The sequence below is a fragment of the Lysobacter sp. Soil_C_15 genome (assembly GCF_057657315.1).
The window spans coordinates 1-23,126 of record NZ_JBDGIR010000006.1 but is presented as its reverse complement, the minus strand read 5'-3'; the positions used below and the strand labels follow the sequence as shown (position 1 = coordinate 23,126).

At 69.6% G+C, this 23,126-nt stretch carries 19 protein-coding genes; 15 read left to right on the top strand and 4 right to left on the bottom strand.

The window, feature by feature from the left end; all coding sequences use genetic code 11:
- Positions 1 to 7 precede the first annotated feature (7 nt).
- From AC3A57_RS14955 to AC3A57_RS14940, 4 genes are all read left to right on the top strand, one after another.
- A complete protein-coding gene (locus AC3A57_RS14955; RefSeq protein WP_487579638.1) occupies positions 8 to 763 on the top strand; it encodes a hypothetical protein in 756 nt (251 codons plus the stop codon).
- A gap of 52 nt (positions 764 to 815) precedes the next feature.
- Positions 816 to 1,688 carry a hypothetical protein gene (locus AC3A57_RS14950; RefSeq protein WP_487579637.1) on the top strand — a complete coding sequence of 291 codons (873 nt, stop codon included), beginning with the start codon at positions 816 to 818 and terminating at the stop codon, positions 1,686 to 1,688.
- Between the two features lie 192 nt (positions 1,689 to 1,880).
- Positions 1,881 to 2,354: a hypothetical protein gene (locus tag AC3A57_RS14945; RefSeq protein ID WP_487579636.1), complete on the top strand. Its 474-nt coding sequence runs from the start codon at positions 1,881 to 1,883 to the stop codon at positions 2,352 to 2,354.
- Positions 2,355 to 2,541: 187 nt separating this feature from the next.
- Positions 2,542 to 2,874, top strand: a complete 333-nt coding sequence (locus AC3A57_RS14940) for a hypothetical protein (RefSeq protein ID WP_064748030.1) — start codon at positions 2,542 to 2,544, stop codon at positions 2,872 to 2,874.
- Positions 2,875 to 3,384: 510 nt separating this feature from the next.
- On the opposite strand, the gene AC3A57_RS14935 is transcribed toward AC3A57_RS14940, so the two are convergent.
- On the bottom strand, positions 3,385 to 4,671 hold the full coding sequence (locus tag AC3A57_RS14935; protein WP_487579635.1) for a hypothetical protein: 1,287 nt from the start codon (positions 4,669 to 4,671) through the stop codon (positions 3,385 to 3,387).
- A 770-nt stretch (positions 4,672 to 5,441) separates the two neighbouring features.
- Here AC3A57_RS14935 and AC3A57_RS14930 point away from each other — a divergent pair.
- The 6 genes from AC3A57_RS14930 (at position 5,442) to AC3A57_RS14905 (ending at position 11,514) form a co-directional block, all read left to right on the top strand.
- On the top strand, positions 5,442 to 6,548 hold the full coding sequence (locus AC3A57_RS14930) for an acyltransferase family protein (protein ID WP_487579634.1): 1,107 nt from the start codon (positions 5,442 to 5,444) through the stop codon (positions 6,546 to 6,548).
- Between the two features lie 303 nt (positions 6,549 to 6,851).
- Positions 6,852 to 7,076 carry a hypothetical protein gene (locus AC3A57_RS14925; protein WP_064748800.1) on the top strand — a complete coding sequence of 75 codons (225 nt, stop codon included), beginning with the start codon at positions 6,852 to 6,854 and terminating at the stop codon, positions 7,074 to 7,076.
- 398 nt (positions 7,077 to 7,474) lie between these two features.
- A complete protein-coding gene (locus AC3A57_RS14920; protein WP_487579633.1) occupies positions 7,475 to 7,831 on the top strand; it encodes an ArsR/SmtB family transcription factor in 357 nt (118 codons plus the stop codon).
- Positions 7,832 to 9,218: 1,387 nt separating this feature from the next.
- Positions 9,219 to 9,632, top strand: coding sequence for a YciI family protein (locus tag AC3A57_RS14915; RefSeq protein WP_487579632.1), 414 nt, complete (start codon positions 9,219 to 9,221; stop codon positions 9,630 to 9,632).
- A 101-nt stretch (positions 9,633 to 9,733) separates the two neighbouring features.
- Positions 9,734 to 10,156 (top strand): VOC family protein, encoded by a 423-nt coding sequence (locus tag AC3A57_RS14910; protein WP_487579631.1) that lies wholly within the window; start codon positions 9,734 to 9,736, stop codon positions 10,154 to 10,156.
- 77 nt (positions 10,157 to 10,233) lie between these two features.
- The gene (locus tag AC3A57_RS14905; RefSeq protein ID WP_487579630.1) at positions 10,234 to 11,514 is read left to right on the top strand and encodes an RNA polymerase sigma factor; all 1,281 of its coding nucleotides are present in this window, start codon (positions 10,234 to 10,236) and stop codon (positions 11,512 to 11,514) included.
- 419 nt (positions 11,515 to 11,933) lie between these two features.
- Here the strand turns inward: AC3A57_RS14905 and AC3A57_RS14900 are convergent, their stop codons facing one another.
- Positions 11,934 to 12,530, bottom strand: coding sequence for a TetR/AcrR family transcriptional regulator (locus AC3A57_RS14900; protein WP_487579629.1), 597 nt, complete (start codon positions 12,528 to 12,530; stop codon positions 11,934 to 11,936).
- A 136-nt stretch (positions 12,531 to 12,666) separates the two neighbouring features.
- On the opposite strand from AC3A57_RS14900, the gene AC3A57_RS14895 reads away from it, so the two are divergent.
- The 4 genes from AC3A57_RS14895 to AC3A57_RS14880 all read left to right on the top strand — a co-directional run bounded on the left by AC3A57_RS14895 (position 12,667) and on the right by AC3A57_RS14880 (position 18,867).
- The gene (locus AC3A57_RS14895) at positions 12,667 to 13,695 is read left to right on the top strand and encodes a hypothetical protein (RefSeq protein WP_487579628.1); all 1,029 of its coding nucleotides are present in this window, start codon (positions 12,667 to 12,669) and stop codon (positions 13,693 to 13,695) included.
- Positions 13,696 to 13,898: 203 nt separating this feature from the next.
- Complete coding sequence (locus AC3A57_RS14890) at positions 13,899 to 15,542, top strand: multicopper oxidase family protein (RefSeq protein ID WP_487579627.1); 1,644 nt, start codon at positions 13,899 to 13,901, stop codon at positions 15,540 to 15,542.
- 179 nt (positions 15,543 to 15,721) lie between these two features.
- Positions 15,722 to 16,456, top strand: coding sequence for an FKBP-type peptidyl-prolyl cis-trans isomerase (locus tag AC3A57_RS14885; protein ID WP_487579626.1), 735 nt, complete (start codon positions 15,722 to 15,724; stop codon positions 16,454 to 16,456).
- Between the two features lie 671 nt (positions 16,457 to 17,127).
- Entirely contained in the window at positions 17,128 to 18,867 is a 1,740-nt protein-coding gene (locus AC3A57_RS14880) for a DNRLRE domain-containing protein (protein ID WP_487579625.1), read from the top strand.
- An 85-nt stretch (positions 18,868 to 18,952) separates the two neighbouring features.
- Here the strand turns inward: AC3A57_RS14880 and AC3A57_RS14875 are convergent, their stop codons facing one another.
- Positions 18,953 to 19,414, bottom strand: a complete 462-nt coding sequence (locus tag AC3A57_RS14875) for a hypothetical protein (RefSeq protein ID WP_221670903.1) — start codon at positions 19,412 to 19,414, stop codon at positions 18,953 to 18,955.
- A gap of 251 nt (positions 19,415 to 19,665) precedes the next feature.
- Complete coding sequence (locus AC3A57_RS14870; RefSeq protein ID WP_487579624.1) at positions 19,666 to 21,117, bottom strand: alpha-L-fucosidase; 1,452 nt, start codon at positions 21,115 to 21,117, stop codon at positions 19,666 to 19,668.
- Positions 21,118 to 21,521: 404 nt separating this feature from the next.
- Here AC3A57_RS14870 and AC3A57_RS14865 point away from each other — a divergent pair, with 404 nt between their 5' ends.
- The gene (locus AC3A57_RS14865) at positions 21,522 to 22,985 is read left to right on the top strand and encodes an alpha-L-fucosidase (RefSeq protein WP_487579623.1); all 1,464 of its coding nucleotides are present in this window, start codon (positions 21,522 to 21,524) and stop codon (positions 22,983 to 22,985) included.
- The last annotated feature ends 141 nt before the right edge of the window (positions 22,986 to 23,126 follow it).

The following is a 23,126-nucleotide window of genomic DNA, read 5'->3' as shown; positions in this document are numbered from 1 at the left end:
GGTCGCCATGAGCACGATCCGCAACAGCTCCTCGTCGTCCGAATCCGATTCGGCCAAGCGCAACGAGGCCGCCGAGCAGGCCAGGCAGCCGCGCGAACAGCCGCGCCAGCCGGCCGCGCCGGAGAGCGTCGACCAGTTCCGCCACCTGATGCAGCAGCGCCAGGGCGCGTTCGCCCAGTCCGGCGCGCAGAGCCAGGACGCGGCCCAGGACAGCGGTTTCGGCCTGCTGGAAGGCGAGGGCGAGGCCGCCGAGCAGACCAGCCAGCGCCTGATCGGCGACGCGGTGCGCGAGCGCGCCGCGACCAACACCGCCCGCCACCACGCGGTAGGCGAACGCGGCCACGAGGAATCGCGTCAGGCCGGCGGCGAACGCGCCGACGCCTCGCTGCCGCCGGCCGAGGCGTCGGCGATGTGGCAGGCGCAGTTGGCGATGCGCGACGCCGCCACCCAGACCCAGCCGACTCAGCCGACCTCGAACGCGGCCGCCTTCGCCGACCTGGTCGAGCGCCACGTGCGCCAGCTCGCGGTCAGCGACGGCGGCGCCAGCGGCGAAGACAACCAGGTCCTGTTGCGCCTGGCAGACGACACTCTGCCGGGCACCGACCTGCTGCTGACCAAGACCGCCGAGGGCTGGCAGTTGCGCGCCGACGTGCGTTCGCGCTCCAGCTATGACGCGATCCGCGAGGCCGGCCCCGAACTGGCGCGCCGCTTCGCCGCGCGCAACCTCGGCCAGCTCAGCATCGATCCGCATTTCCACGGCTGACCGCGAGCCGCTCGCGCCGCGCGCCCTCGTCGGCGCGCGGCAGGAGACCGCCATGGCCCCGTCCACGACTATTGCCGTTCATGCAGCCGTTCACGCCGTCGCGCTGCGCGCCGCCCTGGCCGCGTCGATGTGCGCGGCCGGCCTAGGCGCCGCCGCGGCGCAGGACAACGCGCCGCTGATCGACGGCGTCGGCGCCTATACCCATTCGCAGATCATGCGCCACCGCGGCGAGGCCGAACCCCAGCGCGGCGACCGGCGCGCGCCGCTGCGCACCATGCCCAAGCCGGCCCCGGCGCGCAGCGCCGCCGCGCAACTGGACAGCCTCGCTTTCGCCCCGCAGCCGGCGGTGTCGGCGGCGCTCAACGCCGCTTTCGCCGACAGCCTGACCGGACGCCGGCCGAGCCTGGACAGCGAGGTGCTGCGCGACATCGACGGCGCCTTCGAGCGCCATCCGCAGTTCCGCGCCCTGCTGGCGCGGCAGATCGGCGGCGACGACCGCGAGCGAGTGCTGCAGGCCCTGCAGTCCGGCCGGCTGCAGGCCCAGTTCGGCCAGCGCCTGCGCGCGCACGGCTACTCCACCCGCAACTTCGGCGACGTGCTCAACGCCTTCATGGTCTACGGCTGGACCCTGGCCAACGACGGCGCGCGCAGCGATCACCAGGCGGCGTTCGCCGGTTTGCGCGCGCGCCTGGCCGACAGCCTCGCGCGCGGACAGAAGCTGACCTCGATGCGGCCGCAGCAATTGCAGGAAGCGGCCGAGTTGTACGGCCTGGTCGCGACCTTGGCCGGCGCCGCCTGGCAGAACGCGCGCGGCCCGGCCGAGCGCGCCAGCCTGCGCGAGGGCATGACCGCGATCGGGCGCACGGTCGGCATCGATTTCCGCGCGGTGGCATTGCGCGACGGAGGCTTCGCGCCGAAGCGCTGAGCAGCGCGCCGACCTGGGGGCGGCCCGAGGATTCGCCGCCGCGCGCGACTGGCGATACTGCGCGGTCGCGACGGAAATCCGCACCGCGTCGAAGATCGGCGCGGGTGCGCTTCCGATGCGGCGCGGGCGCGTTGTCTACTGTTCCGTTCGAATACGTTTCGTTTTCACCATCAGTTGCGACAGGAGAGTCCGATGTCCCAGCCCTTCACCCCGACCCAGGAGCAGCGCGATCAGATGGTCGCCGACTTCGAAGCCCTGCTGCGCGAGCAGTCCGGCATCGACGCGGCCGATCGCGACGCGCTGATGCATCACTTCACCCGCGCCCTCGACGAAGCCAAGCCGGACGATGTCGCCGACCCGCAGGCGCTGATGGCCAACCTCAGCCAGACCCTGGACGTGCTGCAGGAGAACCGGGTCATCCAGGCCGGCGACCGCGACGGGCTCAGCAAGGCCTTCGCCGAGCCGCTGAACAACCCGACCGTGAAGCGCGCGCTCGAGTTCGCCCAGCGCCGCCAGCGCGACGGCGAGGACCAGGCGCTGGAATGGCTGCAGTCGCAGGCCGACGGCGAAAACGCGGGCGGCAACGGCAGCAGTGCGACCCCGGCGCCGCCGGCGGGCCTGCCGTCCTCGCTGGGCGCCAAGCGCCCGGTCAAGACCTATCGCTGAACCCGGCGCGGCGCGGAGCGTGAGTGCCCTCACATTCCGCGCCCCACGGCCCGGTTTCCCCTAGGGAACGCCCCAGCTGTACAGGCTTCGGCCCGGGCCGATAATTCACCCACCAAGTCATTCAATCCCGCTTCCGCACCGAAACGCGACAAGCGGCTGATATCGCCAAATCACCAGGGAGAGTGTCATGTCGGACATCAATGCCTCGTACGCTCAGTTTTCGCAGCAGCAGATGGTCGATAGCGCCGGCGTCGACGAGACCGGCGGTTCCAAGCGCGGCGGCCGTGCCGGCGCGGCGGGCGGCTGGCTGGTGGCGTTCGCCACTGCGATGGGCAAGCTGATCGAAAAGGCCGGCGAAGCGCTCATGAACAAGGCCGAGGCCATCGGCGACAAGCCGACCGCGGCCGACTCGACCGAGCTGACCGTGCAGAGCCAGATGTACTCGATGTTCATCAACGCCGTCAGCACCGCGCTGAAGACCATGGGCGAAGCCCAGGGCGCGATGGCCAAGCGCAACTAAGCGCTCAAGCCGCACCGACTCCGAGTCGCGCGAACGCCGGGCCTTCGGGCCCGGCGTTTTCGTTTTTGCAGGCCGGGACTCGGAACTCGGGACTCGGGGCGTGGGATTGAAGATCCGCTCAGGGTGGCGCGGCGGTTGGCGGCATGGCCGCCGTCTCGCCTGTAGGAGCGGCGTCCTGCGGGATTTCCTTCGGTCATAAGCCGCGACAGGGACGCGCAGAACGCGCAATCACGTCGTCGCCTGCCAAAGCGACATCGCAAAGGGATAGGAGCGGCGCGAGCCGCGACAAGGAACGCGCGCGGAACCTGCAACCGCTTCGCCGCCGATCGAGACGACGGCCGCAATGGGGAGCGGCGCCGGCGGGATTTGCTCCGGTCACAAGCCGCGACAGGGACGCGCAGGCGCTTCAACGGGCTACATGGCCGTTAGTAGCTCCGCGGCGTAGCAGGCGACGATCTCTACCCTGCGCACCGCCTGCGGGCCGATCCGGCCGGAACGATCGAAGGCGGCTCAGCTGCGCCGGTTCAAGCGCCGCCCCACCAGCCAGGCGCCCGCGGCGACCACCACGCCGATCATCAGCGCGCCGCCGCCGCCGGCGGTGGCGACCCGATCGCTGACCAGTTCGCCGGTGGGCAACAGCATGATCACCGCGGTGGCCAGGCAGGCATAGGCGACCACGGTCAGCAGCCAGAACAGCCATTGCAGCGCGCGCAGCACTTCGCGGTTGGGCTGGTTCTCATGGGTCGGGCGATGCACGCCGCCGCGCCCCAGCGTCCACAGCCAGTAGGTCAGCGAGGCCGCATCGATGCGCGCGCCGCGGCCCAGCGGCCGCCGCAGCGGCCCCTCGCCGAGGTAGGCGCCGCCGTTGAGCGCGCTGTCGCCGCGCAGCAACTGCACGCGGTCGTTGAGCGCGGTCGGCAGGCCGCGCGGGTCGTTGGCCGAAGTGTTGACGGTCAGCGGAATCACGTTCGGCGCGGTCGCGTTCTCGGCGTGCGCCGCCGCGGCATTGGCCGCGACCGCCGCCGGCGGCTGGCCGAGCTTCTGCATCATCGCCAACTGGTTGAGCAGGCTCTGCTGCGCGGCCAGCGATTCGCCGTGCGCCATCGCCGCCATCGGCGCGGCCGGCACCGCATTGGGGTGCGCCGGCGGCATCGCCAGCGCCGGCGCGGCGGCCTGGGCCTGGCTCGCGGCCTGGGCGCTGGCGACCGGGGACGGCAATGCAGCGGTCTGGTTCGGCGCGGCTTGCAGCACGTTGACGTTGGCCGGCACTGCATCGGCGCGGTTCATCGCCGCCGGCGAGGCGGCGAAGCTGCTCAGGGCGCGCTCGGACAGGGTCGGCGCCGGGTACTGGGTGGCCTGGTTGAAGGCCTGCGCCGAATTCGCGCCGTGCGCCGACTGGCCGGGCAACAGCCGGCTCGGATACGCGGCGATCTGGTCGTCGATCGGCGAGCCCGAGCTGACCACGTTCGGGGTGTTGTGGTTGGAGGTATTGGCGGCGTCGGGCGTGGTCGGGTTGGTGCCCGACGGCGAGGGCCCGTTGCCGGCGTTGTTGTGGTCGCCGCCGTGGTGATGGCCCGAGTCGACGTTGCCGCCCGGATTCGGGCCGCCGTCGTGCGGCTTGGCCAGGCCGGGCGGCAGGCCGCCGTCCAGACCCGGCGGGCCGTTGCCGCCGGGGCCGTGGCCATTGCCGTGGTCGCCGCCCAGGCCCAGGGGATCGGGCAGCCCGTTGGGCCCGCCCAGGCCGGGCAGGGACGGCCGGTTGCCGCCCCCGAACAAGTTTGGCAGCCCTCCCAGCATGGACCTTCTCCCAGCAGAAACCCCGCACCGGCACGGTGCGCCTGTGCAGACGCTAATCCTCCGCCGCGGCGGGGGCATCCTCGGGGCAACCCTAGGTCCGCGAGGTTGGGGCCGCACGCGAACCGCACCGTTGCGTTCCACACGCCGAGACGCTGTTCGCCGCACCGACGTTCCCCCTTTGAAAAAGGGGGCCAGGGGGGATTCGCTTTTGCCGTTCGCTCTTTCGACAGCGATGAGCAAAAAGCCAGAGCCGAAGCCGAAGCCGAAGCCCAAGCCCAAGCCCAAGCCAAAGCCAAAGCCAAAGCCAAAGCAAATCCCCCCTGGCCCCCCTTTTTCAAAGGGGGGGAATGTTGATGGCGGCTTCGATGTGGGTGCATGCCTCATGCTGTTCGGCGGCTACCGACTCCAACTCCTAAGTCCTCACATCTCACACCTCACACCTCACTCCTCACTCCTCACACCTCACACCTCACACCTCACACCTCACACCTCACACCTCACACCAACTCCCGCATCCCAACTCCCGAATCCCAACTCCCGAATCCCAACTCCCGAATCCCAACTCCCGAATCCCGAGTCCCGAATCCCGAGTCCCGAGTCCCGAAAGTCCCAACCAAATGTGGCAACCCAAGCCGCTTGCGCTTGCAAAACCTCTTGTTGCCGTTGTGCGCAGAGCGCAGACTGTGTGCGCGGTCTCTACGTCGCGATGCAACGTCGCGATGCGATCGCAGCCACACCGTCTGCCTTGCTCCCAACTTCAGGACCATTAGATGAGCCGACTGCCCGGCCTCGATCTGCTGCGCGCGATCGCGATCGTTTGGGTGATGTTTTTTCACGCCGCCGGAGCCGGACTCGGCTCGCCGTACATGCCGATGTCGCAGTTCGGCTGGATGGGCGTGGATCTGTTTTTCGTACTCAGCGGCTATCTGATCGGCTGGCAGGTGCTGCGGCCATTGAGCCGCGGCGAACCGCTGGCGTTCGGCGATTTCTATCTGCGTCGCGCGTTGCGCGTGCTGCCCGCGTTCTGGGTGGTGTTGGCGCTGTACCTGTGGCTGCCGGCGTTCCGCGAGCGGCCGGGCATGCAGCCGGCGTGGCAGTTCCTCAGCTTCAGCATCAACCTGCTGATCGACTACGAACGCAACAAGGCGTTCTCGCACGCCTGGTCGCTGTGCGTGGAAGAGCATTTCTATCTGCTGTTTCCGGCCCTGGCGCTGTGGCTGACCCGACGGCCGGCGGTATGGAAGACCGTGCTGCTGGCGGTGTTGCTGGTCGGCGGCGGCATGGCGCTGCGCGCCGTGGTCTGGCAGGCGAGCGTGGACGATGGCGCCAACGCCTGGGTCGAGCGGATCTATTACCCGACCTGGATGCGCCTGGACGGCCTGCTTGCCGGCGTGTTGCTGGCCGCGCTGCGCGCCTATCGGCCGGCGGCATGGCAGGCCCTGCAGCGTCGTGCCGGCAGCCTGGTCTTGCTCGGCCTGGCCCTGGTCGGCGCGGCGATCTGGCTCTCGCGCGAACGCCTCGGGCTGCAGGCTTCGGTGTTCGGTTTTCCGGTGCTGTCCCTCGGTCTGGCCCTGCTGGTCGCGGCGGGCAGCGCCGAGCACCGCTGGAGCGGACGCCTGCGCGTGCCAGGCGCGGCCTGGTTGGCGGCGGCGTCGTTCAGCCTTTACCTGACCCACAAGGCGGTGTTCGGCATGGTCGCGCGCGCTTATGGCGATGCGCTGGAGCCGCACGGCCTGCTTGCGTTCGCGGTCTACGCCGGCGGCGCGTTGCTGGCCGGGGCCGCGCTGCACTACCTGATCGAGCGACCGGGACTGCGCCTGCGCGAACGCCTGCGGGCGAGCGCTAAGGCCACGCCGGCGGCGGCCGATCCGGCCTGAGGCCAGGGTCGGCTCCGCCGCTGTCGCCCCTCCCGCCTACCGCTCATCAGCTCCAAGCTTTGCTATTGTGAGCATCATCACTTTATCGGCAGGCCGGTCCTGACCTAAGGTGGGGAAAACGCCGCGCTCCCACGTTCGAACTCAGGAGCGCCGCGGAAGCGGACGTCGGACCATGGAGGGGACGGCGGTCGGTTGGCGGTAAAGCGTCCATGCGCCCCCAGCATGGACTGGTGTTGCCAAGGCCGTCCTTGGGCGGTCGACAGCGTGGCGGGTTCCGGCCCGCCGTTGCGGAGGGGAAGTGAGATGCATCGAACCCGAGCCGAACTCGACGGCGATCTGTGTCAGCTGCGCGCGGCGTTGCCGTTGTGGCGCCGGCATTGGCGCGACGACGAAGTGTTCTGGAGCCGCGTCGACAGTCTGGTCGAACGCCTGCTGACGGTGACTCCGCGCCCGGAGCGCGGCCACGTCGTCTCGCACATCAACCATATCCTGGCCTCGCAGGGCCTGGAGCACGCGCCTTACGAATGAGCCGCGGGCCGCTCGGCGGCGCGGATCAGGTCGAGTCGGGACGCGCCGGCGCCGGCGCCGCACAGACGCGGTGCGTTTCGGCGCAGCCCGCAGCTGCGCCGGTGCGATCAGCAGGCGAGCGCTGCGTCGTCGAGTGGGACAGGCGGCATCGGATCGGCCGTCCTTGGGGCAGCGAAGCAGCGACGGCCGGCCTCGGCTCCGGGCTGTACTGCGAGCATGGCCGCGGTCTGTGGACGCCGCGCGCGCCGGCGAGGCCCGGCCGGCGGCATGAAGTCCTGAAGGGCGGGGCGCAGCGGCCCGGCGGGACCCGCACGCCAAGCTCATGACGACGGTGGCTTGACACCCTTTTGGCGCAGGCTTATCAACGACTCGGCTATTTAACCTCTCGGTTCAGCGACATGTCCGTCGATTCGCTCAGCAGTACCTTTGCGGCCCTGGCCGATCCGACCCGGCGCGCGATCCTGGCGCGCCTGGCGCAAGGCGAGGCCGGCGTGACCGAGCTGGCCGAACCCTTCGCCATGAGCCTGCCGGCGATCTCCAAGCACATCAAGGTGCTCGAGCGGGCCGGGCTGATCGCACGCGGCCGCGAGGCGCAGTGGCGGCCGTGCCGGTTGGAACCGGCGCGGCTGCAGGAGATTTCCGGCTGGCTCGATCGCTACCGCGCGTTCTGGGACCAGCGGCTGGACCGGCTCGACGACTACCTGCAGCAGTGGCAGGCGGCGAACGGGGCGCGCGATGGCTGCGACGCCGGTTGAGCGCGGCCCGGGCCGCGTCCATGGCTGACGCCGGCAGCGGCAGCCGCAAACGCGCGCCGGCGGCGATCGCGCCGCCCCCATGCTGCGGTCTGCCCAGTCCGCTGGCCAACGCGATCCGCCGCACCGTCTCCCGGCCGGCGGTGTCCGCGCCCGCCAAGCCCAAATCGCCGCGCGCCTGAAGCCCGGCTCACCCTCCTAGCCGAAGCCCGAAACCGTCGCAGGGGTCATCGCCATCTCGCCCTTCGCCGCGTCTTTGTCCTGCGCCCCCTGTAGGAGCGGCGTGAGCCGCGACCAATGGACGCGCAGAGAATCCAACGCCGATGTCATCGATCGAAGCCCGAAACCATCGCGAAGGGTAGGAGCGGCGTCCCACAGGGATTTCCTTCGGTCACAAGCCGCGACCGCGCTGCTGCGGTCTCGCGCCGTTTGTTTTTCGAAGGCTTCAAAGCCATCTCGCCCTTCGCCGTGTCCTTGTCCTGCGCCCTTGTAGGAGCGGCGTGAGCCGCGACCAAGGGACGCGCAGAGGAATCAACGCCTTTGCCGTTGATCGAAGCCCGAAACCATCGCGAAGGGTAAGAGCGGCGTCCCACAGGGATTTCCTTCGGTCACAAGCCGCGACCACGGGACGCGTAGAGAACCCAAGACCGTCGTCAGCGATCGAAGCTCGAAGTTACCGTCTGTAGGAGCGGCGTAAGCCGCGACCGCGTTCTTGCGATCTCGCGCCGTTTGCCGTTCGAAGGCTACAAAAGCTCAAAAGCAAAGCTTCCGTCCGCAAGCGGCCGGGTCACTTTCTTTGTCCAAGGCGACAAAGTCCCACGGGATTTCCTTCGGTCAAAAGTAACCAAAGAAAACGCCATGGCTGTTTCGAATCAAAAGCCACTATGGGACGAGGCCTGCGGGGGGCTGCTCCGCACAGGCCATCCCTGGCCTGGCTGCGCACGGGCCGCATCCCTGCGGGCCGCCCTTCGGGGCTTCAGGGCGTTCTCGCGAGGTCGCTGCCGCGCCAAGCTCTTCACGGCAACGGCAACGGACTTGGTAGGCGGGCGTCCGGCGCAGCGCCCGGCAACCCGGCAACTTCGGCAAACGCGTTCGCCGCGTTACCGGACACCGGTCCGGTTCGCCGCGGGCGCCAGCGATTAAGGTCGAACCGAACCATCGGTGCGACAGGCGCTCGGCCACGGCCGGACGGCGCCTGCGCTGGCGCGGACCTCCACGCGCCGGTCTCCCCAAGCCCGGCGCGCTTGTTCGCGGTCCGTCCACCCGCGGTGCGACGGACCGCGATTTTTTTTGCCGCGCCGGCGTGTCGGGCGGCCTGTCGATTCTGCCGCTGCCGATTCGTCGTTCCGGTGAGCGCCCGGTTCCGGGTCCTCTCTGCCAGGAGACGACGATGAAATTCATGCTGATAGTGAAGGCCGACCCGGACAGCGAGTCGGGCCGGCCGCCCGACCCGGCGCTGTTGCAGGCGATGGGCGCCTACAACCAGGCCCTGGTCCGCGCCGGGGTATTGCTCGCCGCCGAGGGCCTGCGCCCCAGCGCGCAAGGTGCGCGGGTGCATTTCGACGGCACCGCCCGCCGGGTGATCGCCGGCCCGTTCCCGGAAACCGAGCAACTGGTGGCCGGGTTCTGGTTGATCCAGGCGCGTTCGCTGGAAGAGGCGGTGGAATGGGTCAAGCGCGTGCCCAACCCCGACGGCCTGCGTTCGCAGATCGAGATCCGGCGCGTGTTCGACACGGTCGATTTCGATCCGGCCGCCGAGGCCGAGCCGCGTCCGGCCGGCAGCGCCGTCGCCCGCTCCCACTGAGGCGCCGCCGGCGCATGCGTCCGCTGCTGTCGATCCGGCTGCGTCCGTGCGCGTCCGCCGCCTTCGCCCTCTCACCCACTCCGCTACGGAAACCCGCCACCATGCAACTGAGCACCTACCTCTCGTTCGACGGCGACTGCCGCCAGGCCTTCGAGTTCTACGCCCGCACCCTCGGCGGCGAAGTCGTCGCGCTGATGACCTTCGCCGACAACCCCGGCTGCGACGAGATCGGCGCGCAGGAACGCGACAAGATCATGCACGCCTGCTACCGGCTCGGCGGCTTCGAGCTGATGGGCACCGACGCCACCGCGCTGTATCCGTATCGCGGCATCAGCGGCGCGCACGTGGCCCTGGGCCTGAGCGACGTCGCCGAGGCCGAACGCATCTTCGCCGCGCTGGCCGACGGCGGCATGGTGCAGATGCCGCTGCAGCAGACTTTCTGGGCCCAGCGTTACGGCATCGTCGCCGACCGTTTCGGCGTGCCGTGGATGATCAACTGCGCGCAAGCGGCCTGCGTGCCTTGAGATCGCGCTTGGTCGGGCGCCGGCAACGGCCGAACGGCGCTTGCGCCGGCGCACGCGAGGTGGTCTGATCGGTCGCCGTGACGGCCACCTCTTCCAATCTCGGCGCGACCCATCGCGCCATCGACGCGGTCTGGCGCATCGAGTCGGCGAAAGTCATCGCCGGCCTGACCCGGATGGTGCGCGACGTCGGCCTGGCCGAGGAACTGGCCCAGGACGCCCTGGTCTCGGCGCTGGAGCGCTGGCCGGAAACCGGCGTGCCGGACAACCCCGGCGCCTGGCTGATGCAGACCGCCAAGCACCGCGCGATCGACCGGTTGCGGCGCAAGAAGCTGCTCGACCGCAAGCACGAGGAGATCGGGCGCGAGATCGAAGCCGGCCAGGACGAGATCGAGGAGGCCTTCTTCGACCGCCTCGACGACGACATCGGCGACGATCTGCTGCGGCTGGTGTTCATCTCCTGCCATCCGGTGCTGTCGACCGAGGCCCGCGTCGCCCTGACCCTGCGCCTGCTCGGCGGTTTGACCACCGACGAGATCGCCCGCGCCTTCCTCGCCGCCGAACCGACCATCGCCCAGCGCATCGTCCGCGCCAAGCGCACCCTCGCCGACGCCCAGGTGCCGTTCGAGGTGCCGCGCGGCGAGGAACTGGAGCAGCGCCTGGCCTCGGTGCTGGAAGTGATCTACCTGGTCTTCAACGAAGGCTACTCGGCCACCGCCGGCGACGACTGGATGCGCCCGGGCCTGTGCGAGGACGCCCTGCGCCTGGGCCGTATCCTGGCCGGGCTGATGCCCAAGGCGGCCGAGGTGCACGGCCTGGTCGCGCTGATGGAAATCCAGGCCTCGCGGGCCAAGGCGCGCACCGGTCCGGACGGGCAGCCGATCCTGCTGCTGGACCAGGACCGCACGCGTTGGGACCGGATCCAGATCCAGCGCGGCCTGGATGCGCTGGAACGCGCCGCGCGCCTGTCCGACGGCAACGGCCCGTACACCCTGCAGGCGGCGATCGCCGCCTGCCACGCACGCGCGCCGACCGCGCAGGACACGCCCTGGCCGCGCATCGCCGCGCTGTACCAGCGCCTGGCCCTGCTGACCCCGTCGCCGGTGATCGAGCTCAACCGCGCGGTGGCGCTGTCGATGGCGTTCGGTCCGGCGGTCGGCCTGCAACTGGCCGACAGCCTGCTCGACGAGCCGTCGATGAAGCAGTACCACCTGCTGCCGAGCGTGCGCGGCGATCTGTTGCTCAAGCTGGGCCGGCGCGAGGAGGCGCGCGCCGAGTTCGAGCGCGCCGCGGCGTTGACCCGCAACGTACGCGAACGCGAGCTGTTGCTCGCCCGCGCGGCCGAGATCGATTCGGCCTAGCCATCGCCGCGCCCCTGTAGGAGCGGCGTAAGCCGCGACCGCCGCCGCAGTGCACGCAAGCGTAGGCTGCCGTAGCCCGGATCGCCTCGGCGCTTCGACCTCGCCGTATCGATAGCCAGGACAGCGGCGTGGTATCGCACCGCTTCGGCTGTCGCGGCTCACGCCGCTCCTACACAAGCGGCGCGCCGCTCAAGCTCGGTGCGTTCGACCGAAGCTGTAAATCCTCGCCTGCAGCAGCGGCGTAAGCCGCGACCAGCGAAGTGAAGTACGCAAGCGCATGTCGCCGAAGCCCGGACCACCCGGCGCTTCGGCCTTGCCGCATCGATAGCCAGGACAGCGGCGTGGTATCGCACCGCTTCGTCGGTCGCGGCTCACGCCGCTCCTACAGAAGCGGCGCGCCGCGCGGCGCCGGCAGCGACTCAAGCTTCCGCCCGCATCGCCCCCAGGATCACCGCGGTCAGGGTCGCGGCCGCATCGGCTTCGGCGATGCGGCCGTGGGTCATCTCGCGCGATAGGGCATCGGCGGCGCCGACGATGGCGACGCCGCGGCGCTGCAACTCGTCGGCATCAAATTTGGCGTACGGCGCCAACAAGCCGCGGTAGAACGCGACATAGGCTTCGAGCAGTTCATGCTGCACCCGCTCCATCTGCTCGTCGCCCTTGAGCGCGGCGAAGATCGCGTGGTACTCCGGGCCGGCGGTGCGGAAGCAGCTCATGTAAGTCTCGCCGATCAGCCGCGCCACTTCGCCCAGACGCTTGGGCGCGCGTTCGAAGGCCTGGGCCTGGATCGCGCACTGGCGGTCGTCGATCTTCCGGTACAGCGCGATCAGCAGGCCCGAGCGGGTGCCGAAATGCTCGTACGCGATCGGTTTGCTGACTCCGGCGCGCTCGGCCAGGTAGCCCAGGGTGAGGGCGTCGGTGCCTTGCTCGCGGACGATGTTCATCGCCGTGTCCAGCAACTGCTCGCGGCGATCGGCCTTGGACAGGCGCCGGGCCGGGGCGGGGGTGTCGCTCATGGAACGCAGTCTCTCGTCTGGCTGGGGCTTGACAGTGCAGGGGCTCAGCGTATCTTACTAATCGTAAGTTACCAATCGTAGCTTGTGTTTCGGCCATCCCGGCCGGACGCGCCGCCCGCACCCACAGGACCCCATCATGACCGCTTCCTCGCTCGCTCCCGTCCTCATCGTCGGCGGTTCCGGCATCGTCGGCCGCCACGTCGCACGCGCCCTGCGCCGCCTCCACCCCGAACTGCCGCTGGCGATCGGCGGCCGCGATCCGGCCAAGGCCGCGGCCGCCGCGGCCGAACTCGGCGCCGCGGTGCCGGTGCGGATCGACCTGGACCGCGCCGATCTCGGGCTCGACCCGGCGGCGCGTTACTCCGCGGTGGTGACCATGCTCAAGGACGAGAGCCTGAACACGCTCAAGTACGCGCTGCATCACCGCCTGCCCTACCTCAGCACGTCCAACGGCTCGTTCGAGATGGCGCCGGAAGTGGCGCTGCATCTGCGCCATCCGGACCGCTCGCCGATCCTGCTCGCCAGCCACTGGCTGGCCGGCGCGGCGACCTTGCCCGCGCTGCATTACGCGCGCGAGTTCGAGCAAGTCGAGCGGATCGAGATCAGCGCCGTGCTCGACGAACTCGACATGGGCGGCCCGGCCGCGGCGGCGGACTACGAGCGCCTGACCAGCGCGGCGGCGGCGCAGATCCTCGAACGCGGGCGTTGGCGCTGGGTGCGCGGCGCCGAGGCCGAGCGCCGCGTGGTCAGCGTCGACGGCACCCCGTTGCCGGCCAGCGCCTACTCGCCGATGGACGTGGTCAGCCTGGCGGCGGCGACCGACGCCGACTCGGTGCGCCTGGACCTGGCCTTGGCCGAAACCGCCAGCCGGCGCCGCGGCGAAGCCTATTCGACCGAAATCGCGCTCGACCTGTACGGTCGCGACCGCCAAGGCGCGCCGGCGCATCGCCGCTACGAGCTGGTCCACCCGCAAGGCCAGGCGCCGCTGACCGGATTGGGCATCGCCCTGGGCGTGGAACGCCTGCTCGGCCTGTCCGGCGGCGCCGCGCCGGCGCCGGGCCTGTACACCCCGGACCTGCTGCTGGATCCGGCGCAGTGGCTGCAACGCTACCGCGAATTCGGCGGCCAGGAGCGCGAGGTCGCGACGCCGGCGATGGCGGCCTGAGCGCCGCACCGCTAAGCCCATGCCCTGGCGTGGGCCTTCTGCGCGCCCCATGCTCGCAGCGCCCGCGAGTGCAGTGTGCTTACCGACCGCGAGGCCGAGTCAGTCTTGATCGGCGTCACAGAAGCGCCGCGCGCTTGCGACAACTGCAACATCGGCCGTGGAAGATGGCGGGTCGCTCCAGCGCACTTCGGGGACCGCGCACGATGACCGATCCGCAACGCCGCCGCTTCCTGACCGGTCTGGCCATCGGCGGTGCGGCGACCCTCGCCGGCCCGATCGCGATCTGGCGCTGGACCGGCGGGCACGGTCATCGCTTCGCCAGCGGCCCGGCGCCGGACCTGCAGCTGCTGCCGCCGGACGCGCGCTTCGTCCAGCCGCTGCGCCTGCCCGGCGGCGAAGGCCTGCTGGCCGAGGCCGACCTGCGCACGCCGCTGCGGCTGACCGCGCAGGCGACGGCGCAGGCGCTGTTTCCCGGTGCGCCGACCACGCTGTGGTCCTATGCCGGCAGCGTCGCCGGCCGGGCCCTGGTCAACCCGGTCCTGCATGCGCGCCGCGGCGACACGGTCGAGGTCGAACTCGACAACCGCCTCGCCGAGGCCACCACCATCCACTGGCACGGCCTCGCGGTCGACGAGGCCAACGACGGCAGCGGCCTGCACCCGGTCGCGCCCGGCGCGCGCCGGCGCTACCGCTACCGCATCGACAACCGCGCCGGCCTGTACTGGTACCACGCGCATCCGCACGGTCGCACCGGGGTGCAACTGCAACGCGGCCTGGCCGGTCTGTTGCTGATCGAGGACGACGAAGAGCGCGCGCTGCGCCAGCGCCTGGGCATGCGCTGGGGCGAACGCGATCTGCCGCTGATGATCGCCGACAAGCAGGTCGGCGCCGACAACGCCATCGTCTACAAGGACGGCGCCGACGACTGGATCGGCAACCGCGTGTTGGTGAACTGGACGCCCGAGCCCTACCTCGACGTGATTCCGGCCTGGTACCGCTTCCGCCTGGTCAACGTCGCCAACGCGCGCATGCTGCGGCCGTGCTTCCTGCACGGCGACAGAGTGCTGCCGATGCAGCTGATCGGCACCGACGGCGGCCTGCTCGAACGCGCCTGGCCGGTCGACGACCTGTTCCTGGCGCCGGCCCAGCGCGCCGACGTGCTGGTCGACTTCGGCGCGCTCGCGCCGGGCGAACGGGTGCGGTTGCGCAGCCTGGAATACGTGGCGATGGAGAACGAGGACGAGTCCGGCGCGTTCGTGCCCGACCCGATGGGCGACCATCCCGGCGCCGTGGCGATGGGCGAGGCGCTGGACCTGATGGAACTGCGCGTCATCGAGTGCGCGACCGAACGCCGTCCGCCGGCGCGGCTGCCGCCGCTGGAGGCGATGGCGGGGATCCCGCCGTTGCCGGACACGCGCGACTGGCCGGTGCGCGCGTTGCGGCTGCGCATGGACGAGCAAGGGCGCTGGTTCATCAACGACTGGAACTTCCACCTCGCCGGCCACGAGCCGGCGTTCTCGGTGCGGCGCGGCAGCCGCGAGGTGTGGGAGATCCGCAACAGCATGACCAGCATGCCGCACCCGATGCACTTGCACGGGTTCCAGTTTCGGGTGCTCTCGCGCAGCATCAGTCCGCCCGACATCCGCGGCCGCCAGGTCGCCGCCGGCGGCCTGGGCCCGCAGGACCTGGGCTGGAACGACACCGTGGTGGTCTGGCCCGGCGAGATCGTGCGTCTGGCCATCGACTTCGCCCAGAGCTTCGCCGGCACCCAGCGCTACATGCTCCATTGCCACAATCTCGAGCACGAGGACATGGGCATGATGCTGAGCTTCGCCGTGACCGACTGACGCCGCCGGTCGCGCGCATGGTCCTATCGCCGCATCTGGTTTGCCGCTACCCGCTCCCGGGTCGCCGGATCCCGGTTCCCTTCTCGTCCACCCCGCGTTACGGAGTCCGCATGTCGCGTCAGTCCGCCTTTGGTTCCGCCCCGTCCATGCCCTTTCGCCGCGTCGGACTCGCGCTTGCGATGGCGCTGGCCGGCTGCACGCCCGCATCGAAAGCGCCGCCGGCAACGGCGACCGCGGCGGCGATGCCGGCCGCCGCGCTGACCGCGGCCGAACTGAGCGACGACAAGGCGCGCATCAGCTACGTGATCGGCCGCGACTTCGCCCGCAGCATCGAGCCGATCCGCGGCGAACTGGATCCGCAGATCGTGCTGCGTGCGATCCGCGACGCCCAGGGCGGCGCCAAGCCGCTGTTCGACGAGGCGCAAAGCCGCACGATCCGCGAAGGCTTCAGCGCCGCGTTGCGCGCCAAGCAGGACCAGGCACAGCAGGCGCTGGCGGCGCGCAACCTGGAAAGCGGCGAGGCGTTCTTGAAGCGCAATGCCGGCAGCGCCGGCGTGCGCAGTACCGCCTCGGGGCTGCAGTACCGGGTGCTGCGCGAGGGCCAGGGCGCGCACCCCAAGCCCAGCGACACGGTGCGGGTGAACTACATCGGCCGCCTGCCCGACGGCAGCAAGTTCGAGAGTACCTACGACACCGATCATCCGGCCGAGTTCGTCCTCGACCGGGTCATGCCCGGCTGGACCGAAGGCGTGCAGCTGATGACGCCCGGCAGCCGTTACCGATTCTGGGTCCCGTCCAAGCTCGCTTACGGCGAACGCGGCGTGCCCGGGCAGATCGAACCCAACACCGTGCTCGACTTCGAGATCGAACTGCTCGAAATCGCCGGCGCCGGCGGCACCGGCGCTGCCGAATGAGCGCGCTACTCCTGTAGGAGCGGCGCAAGCCGCGATCGCCATCCCTCAACCTCGCCGCGTCTTGTCCTGCGCTCCTTGTAGGAGCGGCGTGAGCCGCGACCGCGTTCTTGCGGCCTCGCGCCGTTTGTCGTTCGAAGGCTACAAAAGCTCTAAAGCAAAAGCTTCCGCCCGCAAGCGGCCGGGCTACTTTCTTTGTCCAAGGCGACAAAGTCCCACGGGATTTCCTGCGGTCAAAGGTAGCCAAAGAAAACGCCATTCCTGTTTCGAATCAAGGGCCACTATGGGACGCGGTTTGCGCAGGGCTGCTCCGCACAGGCCACCCCTGGCCTGGCTGCGCACGGGCCGCATCCTTGCGGCCCGCCCTGCGGGGCTTCACGGCGGTCTCGCGAGATCGAGGCGGCGCCAAGCTCTTTATGGCAACGGCAAACGCGTGGCCGCCAGAAGGAAGCGGTCCATCCGAACGCGGACCGCACCTCATCAATGTGCCATCACCGCACACACCGACGACCGTCCGTCGGACGAGGCGAAACCTGTGACGGCAGCCTCACGGGCATCCGCAATCGACGCGATTTCCGTCGCAATCGTGTAGCGGTTTTCCGGCCAAACTCCGCAACCATCGCGACCCGAACGGATCGCGGCCGCCCGCCATCACCGTCTTCCGGAGACAGCCAGTGAACCTCATCCTCCAGCGCGCGCCGATCGGCGTCGCGATCGCCGCCGCCTTGATCGGCGCCCTCGCCGGCGCACCGGCGCAGGCCGCCCAGCGCACCCTGCAGCTGTCCGAGGACAGCACCCACAGCAAGCCGGTGCAGGCGGCCAAGGGCACGCCGCTGGCGGTCGCGGCGATGCCCGGCCAGGTCTGCGAAGCCGGCGCCAAGTGGCTGCGCCTGGGCTTCAAGGAGCTCAAGCTGGCCGGCTACGACTCGTTGGTGCTGACCAGCAGCGGCGGCGACAAGCTGGTGTTCGAAGGCCGGCACTGGAACGAGCGCAGCTTCACCACCCGCGCCCTGCGCGGCGAATGCGTCGACATCAAGCCCTACTTCAGCCAGCCCGACAGCCGCTTCCAGCTCGACCGCTACGACTACAGCGCGGTGCCGCTGAACCTGGCCAGCGTGGTCGTGGCCGGCGCCGGCGACATCTGCGACACCAGCGGCACCGCCTGCAAAGGCACCTCGGACCTGATCGTGTCGATCAACCCCACCGCGGTGTTCACCGCCGGCGACAACGCCTACGACAGCGGCACCCTGAGCGAGTTCAACAACCGCTATGCGCCGACCTGGGGCCGCTTCAAGGCCTTGACCAGCCCGTCGCCAGGCAACCACGAGTACTACACCAGCGGCGCCAGCGGCTATTTCGACTACTTCAACGGCGTCGGCAACCAGACCGGCCCGGCCGGCGACCGCAGCAAGGGCTATTACAGCTGGGACGTCGGCGACTGGCATTTCATCGCCCTCAACACCATGACCGGCGGCACCGTGTCCTCGACCCAGATCAACTGGCTCAAAGCGGACCTGGCCGCCAACACCAAGCCCTGCACCGCGGCCTACTTCCATCATCCCTTGCTCAGCCGCGGCAGCTACAGCGGCTACAGCCAGGTCAAGCCGTTCTGGGACGCTCTGTATGCGGCCAAGGCCGACCTGGTGCTGGTCGGCCACGACCACAACTACCAGCGCTACGCCAAGATGAATCCCAGCCAGCAAGCGGCCGCCGACGGCATCCGCCAGGTGCTGGTCGGCACCGGCGGGCGCGCGTTCTACGACATCAGCGGCAGCCATTCCTTGCTGGAGGCGAGCAACGACAGCACCCACGGCGTGCTCAAGCTGACCCTGACCGCGACCGGCTACACCGGCAACTTCGTGCCGCGCGCCGGCAGCAGCTACACCGATCAGTTCAGCGGCACCTGCAACAAGAACAGCACCCCGCCGTCGTCGTTGACGCTCAACGCGGTGCGCGACGTCACGGTCAAGTCCGGCGGCAGCCGGGTCAACACCGCGGTGCTGTACGCCGACGGCAGCGACGGCGGCCAGCAGTTGCGCGGCCTGATGGGCTGGAACGTCTCTTCCGCCGCCGGGCTGAACCTGCAGTCGGCGCAGCTCAAGCTGCAGGTCGCGGACCGCTCCACCGGCACTTACGACCTGTATCAGGTCACCACGGCCTGGACCGAGAGCAACGCCACCTACAGCGGCGCCAGCCTCGGCAGCAAGCTCGGTTCCTTCGTGCCCAGCGCGACCGGCACGCAGTACCTCAACCTCAACGCCACCGGCCTGCAGTTGGTGAAGAACTGGGCCAACGGCAGCGTCGCCAACAACGGCGTGATCCTGGTGCCGGCCTCCGGCGTCAGCGACGGTGTCGACTGGTCTTCGCGCGAAGGCGCCAACGCGCCGCAGCTGCTGCTGACCTATACGCCCTGATCCGGCACGGCCGAGCGCAGCGGACGACTACGCGTCGTCCGCTGCGGCAGGGCGATGGGATTGCGCGAAACGGTTTGCGCTCGGTTCAACCGTAGGCGGGCAAAGCAGGCCGCGCACTGGTGCCGGCCCCGGCGCCGATCATCAGCTTGACCGACTCCTTGATCCGTTCGGCGCCGCCGAGTTTGACCGCGGTGATCAGCCGTTCGCCGATGGTCTTGCTTTCCTCGGCGGTGTTGGCATGGGTGCCGAGCACGGCCAGGCCCTTCTCGGTCAGCCGATAGCGCAAGGCGACATGGACGAAAGCGACGCCGTTCAAGGACTCTTTGACGCAGGCGCCGCTGCGCAGATAACCCTCGTCCAACAGCCATTCGAAAGTCGCGCCGCAGGCCAGCACCGCGGCGGCCATCGCCTCGCGATTGTTCGGGTCCAGACCGGGAAGATGACGGGCCGATTCTTCGGCGTTGAAACGCGCTACGACGGGATGCTGCTCCAGCGCCGCGGCGCAGATCCGCGCCGTGGCGATACTGAAAACCTCGATGTTTTTCATTGATGACGCCCCCTGACGTCCTCGCTATTTATGTGGGGGGCATGTCAACGCCGCGTGATGAAAAAATTCCTAAGAAGTTGAATTAAAAGGGTAATTTCTAGATATCTATCGCGCACAATACGTGACGTGCATAGCATCGACGATGGCCGGTTGACCCCCTGCGGCAGATGCAGGCCGCGCCGAGACACCCCGGTCGAGGGGATGGAATCAGGTAGATGAACGCCGTTGGCGCGCTGTCTGACGAACGGCGCTCAGGCGTCCGCCTGGACGCGCAGCTCGATCACGCTGTCGTCGGCATCGGGCAGGCGTGGCGGCAGGGCAATCAGCACATCCTCGCCGTCGCGGCGCACCTCCAGCTCGGTGCCGCCGTCGAGCAGGCGCGCGCGTTGCGCGCCGGGCAGACGCAGGCGCAACTCGCCGTTGGCGGGGCGCTCGAACACGTGCAGGAACAGACGGCCGTCGTCGTTCGCGGTAATGCGGCCCCATTCCACCGGCTGCAGCGGATTGGCCCGGCTGGCGTAGATCGAATCGCCGTTGCGGCGCAGCCAGTCGCCGATCGCCTGCATCCGCTGCACGCTTTGAGCCGGCACGCTGCCGTCGGCGAGCGGACCGATGTTGAGCAACAGGTTGCCGCCCTTGCTGGCGGTGTCGACCAGGGTGCGGATCAGCTCGCGACTGGATTTCCAATCGTGGTCGAGCGCGCTATAGCCCCAGGTACCGTTCATGGTCAGGCAGGCTTCCCAGTCCACCCCGGCCACGCCTTGCGCCGGCACCGCCTGTTCGGGCGTGGTGAAGTCGCCGTGCGCGCGGTCGAACCAACGCAGGCTGCCCTGCGGATCGTCGTAGCCCAGCGAGCGGTACAAGCGATTGTTCATGACGATGCCGGGCTGGGCGGCACGCACCATCGCCATCAGCTCGCTGGCGCGCCAGGTTTCGCCTTCGGCGCCGGGATTGGAGTAGTCCCACCACAGCACGTCGATCGGGCCATAGTGTTCGACTAGTTCGCGCACCTGTGCCTGCAGGAAATCCTGATAGGTCTTCAGGTTCGCGCGTCGGTCGTAATCCGGATCGTCGGCCGGCGCGGTCTTCTCCAGCGGATGCGGCAGCGGCTGTTCCAGGCGGGCGAAGTCGCGGTAGGGATAGGCCGGGTGATGCCAATCGATCACCGAGTGGTACAGGCCGACCTTGAGGCCCTCGGCGCGCGCGGCCTGCACCACTTCACGCACCAGGTCGCGGCCGACCGTGTCCTGGGCGTCGAACTCGCTGACCGCGCTGTCGTGCAGCGCATAGCCTTCGTGATGCTTGCTGGTGAACACCAGATAGCGAGCGCCGGCGCGCTTGGCCAGTCGCGCCCATTCGCGGGCGAAGCCGGGCTTGGGCTTGAACAGCGGCAGCATCCGCCGCGCATACTCGTCGCTGGGCACGTGCGCATTGCGCTGGATCCATTCGGCCGAACCCTTGACCGGCGTACCGTTCCAACGGCCGGCGGCGCCGGAGTAGAGGCCCCAATGCACGAACATGCCGAAGCGCGCCTCGCGCCACCAGCGCATGCGCGCATCGAACGCGGCCTGGGATTCGCTGGGCGGCGCGACGGCCGGGCGCGGCACGGTCGAAGCAGGCGCGGCGGCGGATGCGGGCGACGCGCACGCCAGCGCGATCAGGACGGGAATCAGTGCGGCGCGCAAGGACGGCATCGGCGACATCGGGAGTCTCCACTACGGACCGCGGCAGTCCAGCAGAGTGGGTGCGGCGCGGTCAACCGGCAGATCGATTCGAAAGGCGCGCACTGGTTGGCCTTGCGTTTGCCGGCGCCGAAAGGCAAATCCCCCGCGCCGACGGTCGCATCGGACTTCGTGCCGCGCAAGGCGCGAGCCCCCTTTTTCAAAGGGGGCAATGAATGACGTGGCGGGACGAGTTGGTGAAAGGCGGCAAGCGATAAGTGGGGTTACTCCAGCCAAGCGGACTGGTCCCCCCTTTTGAAAAAGGGGAGGGGGGATTTGCTCTTCGCTCGAAAAAGCCGCAACAAATCCAAACGCGTCCAAACAAATCCAAGCGCGACAAAACTTGCGCGAGCCGTGCCCGGCACTAGACTCGAACGCTCGACAGCTTGCTCCTCTTCGCCATGGACCGTCGCCGCTTCCTGCTCGCCACTTCCGCCTCTGCGCTCGCCGCGACCGCACCGGTCCTGGCGGCCACGCCCGAACCCGCCGCGCCGATTTCGCGGCCGCGTCCGACGCCGCAGCAACTGGCCTGGCAGCGCGAAGAGCTGTCGATGTTCGTGCACTTCACCGTCAACACCTTCACCGACCGCGAATGGGGCGAGGGCGACGAAGACCCGCAGCTGTTCGCGCCCAGCGACCTGGACGCCGGGCAATGGGCGCGCGCGGCCAAGGCCGGCGGCTTCCGCAGCCTGATCCTCACCGCCAAGCACCACGACGGCTTCTGCCTGTGGCCGACCGCGACCACCGGACACTGCGTGCGCAACAGCCCCTGGCGCGGCGGCCGCGGCGACGTGGTGCGCGAGTTCGTCGACGCCTGCCGCGGCGAAGGCCTGGCGGTCGGCTTCTACCTCTCGCCCTGGGACCGCCATGAGCCGCGCTACGGCCGCGGTCGCGCCTACGACGATTTCTACATCGCCCAGCTCACCGAACTGCTGACCGGCTACGGGCCGGTGCACGAGGTCTGGTTCGACGGCGCCAACGGCGAAGGCCCGAACGGCAAGCGCCAGGCCTACGACTGGCCGCGCATCCACCGTACGGTGCGAGAACTGCAGCCGCAGGCGATCGTGTTCTCCGACGCCGGGCCCGACGTGCGCTGGATCGGCAACGAGCGCGGCATCGCCGGCCACACCTGCTGGTCGACGGTCGATCCCGGGCGCGTACCGCACGCCGGTTTCGACCGGCCCTGGGTCGGCGACGCGCTGCAGCAGGGCGATCCTTACGGCACCGCCTGGCGACCGGGCGAGTCGGACGTATCGATCCGGCCGGGCTGGTTCTGGCATGCGGCCGAAGATGCCAAGGTGCGTACGCCGGAACAGTTGCTGGCGCTGTACTTCGCTTCGGTCGGGCGCAACAGCAAGCTGTTGCTCAACGTGCCGCCGACCCGCAGCGGCCGTTTTCACGACATCGACGTGGCCGCGCTGGCCGGTTTCGCCCGGCTGCGCGAGGCGGTATTCGGCGCCGGCAACTGGCTGGCCGGCGCGCGCGTACGCGCCAGCGGCCAGGCCCGCGGGCACGCTCCCGAGCGTGTGCTGGAGGCCGACCCCGAAACCTACTGGAGCGCGCCGCGCGGCGCGCGCACGGGCTGGATCGAATTCGAATCCGCGCAGGACATGGAGTTCGACACCTTGTGCCTGCAGGAAGCCATCGCCCATGGCCAACACATCGCCAACTACCGCATCGAGCGCTGGCACGAAGGCCGCTGGCAGCCCTTCGCCTGGGGCACGACCATCGGCCACAAGCGCCTGGAGCGCTTCGATCCGCTGCGCGCGCGCCGCGTCCGCCTGACCGTCGAGCACGCCTACGACACCCCGCGCCTGAGCGCGGTCGGGCTGTACCGCAGCGCGATGTGAATCGCCGGATGGCTCTGGTAGGAGCGGCGTCCCACAGGGATTTCCTTCAGTCATGAGCCGCGATCAAGGGACGCGCAGAGGAATCAACGCCTCCGCCATCGATCGAAGCCCGAAACCATCGTATGTAGGAGCGGCGCCCCA

Bases quoted from the DNA above. Each gene is read 5' to 3' on its own strand.
- AC3A57_RS14955 (WP_487579638.1), top strand. From the start codon at position 8: ATGAGCACGATCCGCAACAGCTCCTCGTCGTCCGAATCCGATTCGGCC.
- AC3A57_RS14950 (WP_487579637.1), top strand. From the start codon at position 816: ATGGCCCCGTCCACGACTATTGCCGTTCATGCAGCCGTTCACGCCGTC.
- AC3A57_RS14945 (WP_487579636.1), top strand. From the start codon at position 1,881: ATGTCCCAGCCCTTCACCCCGACCCAGGAGCAGCGCGATCAGATGGTC.
- AC3A57_RS14940 (WP_064748030.1), top strand. From the start codon at position 2,542: ATGTCGGACATCAATGCCTCGTACGCTCAGTTTTCGCAGCAGCAGATG.
- AC3A57_RS14935 (WP_487579635.1), bottom strand. From the start codon at position 4,671: ATGCTGGGAGGGCTGCCAAACTTGTTCGGGGGCGGCAACCGGCCGTCC.
- AC3A57_RS14930 (WP_487579634.1), top strand. From the start codon at position 5,442: ATGAGCCGACTGCCCGGCCTCGATCTGCTGCGCGCGATCGCGATCGTT.
- AC3A57_RS14925 (WP_064748800.1), top strand. From the start codon at position 6,852: ATGCATCGAACCCGAGCCGAACTCGACGGCGATCTGTGTCAGCTGCGC.
- AC3A57_RS14920 (WP_487579633.1), top strand. From the start codon at position 7,475: ATGTCCGTCGATTCGCTCAGCAGTACCTTTGCGGCCCTGGCCGATCCG.
- AC3A57_RS14915 (WP_487579632.1), top strand. From the start codon at position 9,219: ATGAAATTCATGCTGATAGTGAAGGCCGACCCGGACAGCGAGTCGGGC.
- AC3A57_RS14910 (WP_487579631.1), top strand. From the start codon at position 9,734: ATGCAACTGAGCACCTACCTCTCGTTCGACGGCGACTGCCGCCAGGCC.
- AC3A57_RS14900 (WP_487579629.1), bottom strand. From the start codon at position 12,530: ATGAGCGACACCCCCGCCCCGGCCCGGCGCCTGTCCAAGGCCGATCGC.
- AC3A57_RS14895 (WP_487579628.1), top strand. From the start codon at position 12,667: ATGACCGCTTCCTCGCTCGCTCCCGTCCTCATCGTCGGCGGTTCCGGC.
- AC3A57_RS14890 (WP_487579627.1), top strand. From the start codon at position 13,899: ATGACCGATCCGCAACGCCGCCGCTTCCTGACCGGTCTGGCCATCGGC.
- AC3A57_RS14885 (WP_487579626.1), top strand. From the start codon at position 15,722: ATGGCGCTGGCCGGCTGCACGCCCGCATCGAAAGCGCCGCCGGCAACG.
- AC3A57_RS14875 (WP_221670903.1), bottom strand. From the start codon at position 19,414: ATGAAAAACATCGAGGTTTTCAGTATCGCCACGGCGCGGATCTGCGCC.
- AC3A57_RS14870 (WP_487579624.1), bottom strand. From the start codon at position 21,117: ATGTCGCCGATGCCGTCCTTGCGCGCCGCACTGATTCCCGTCCTGATC.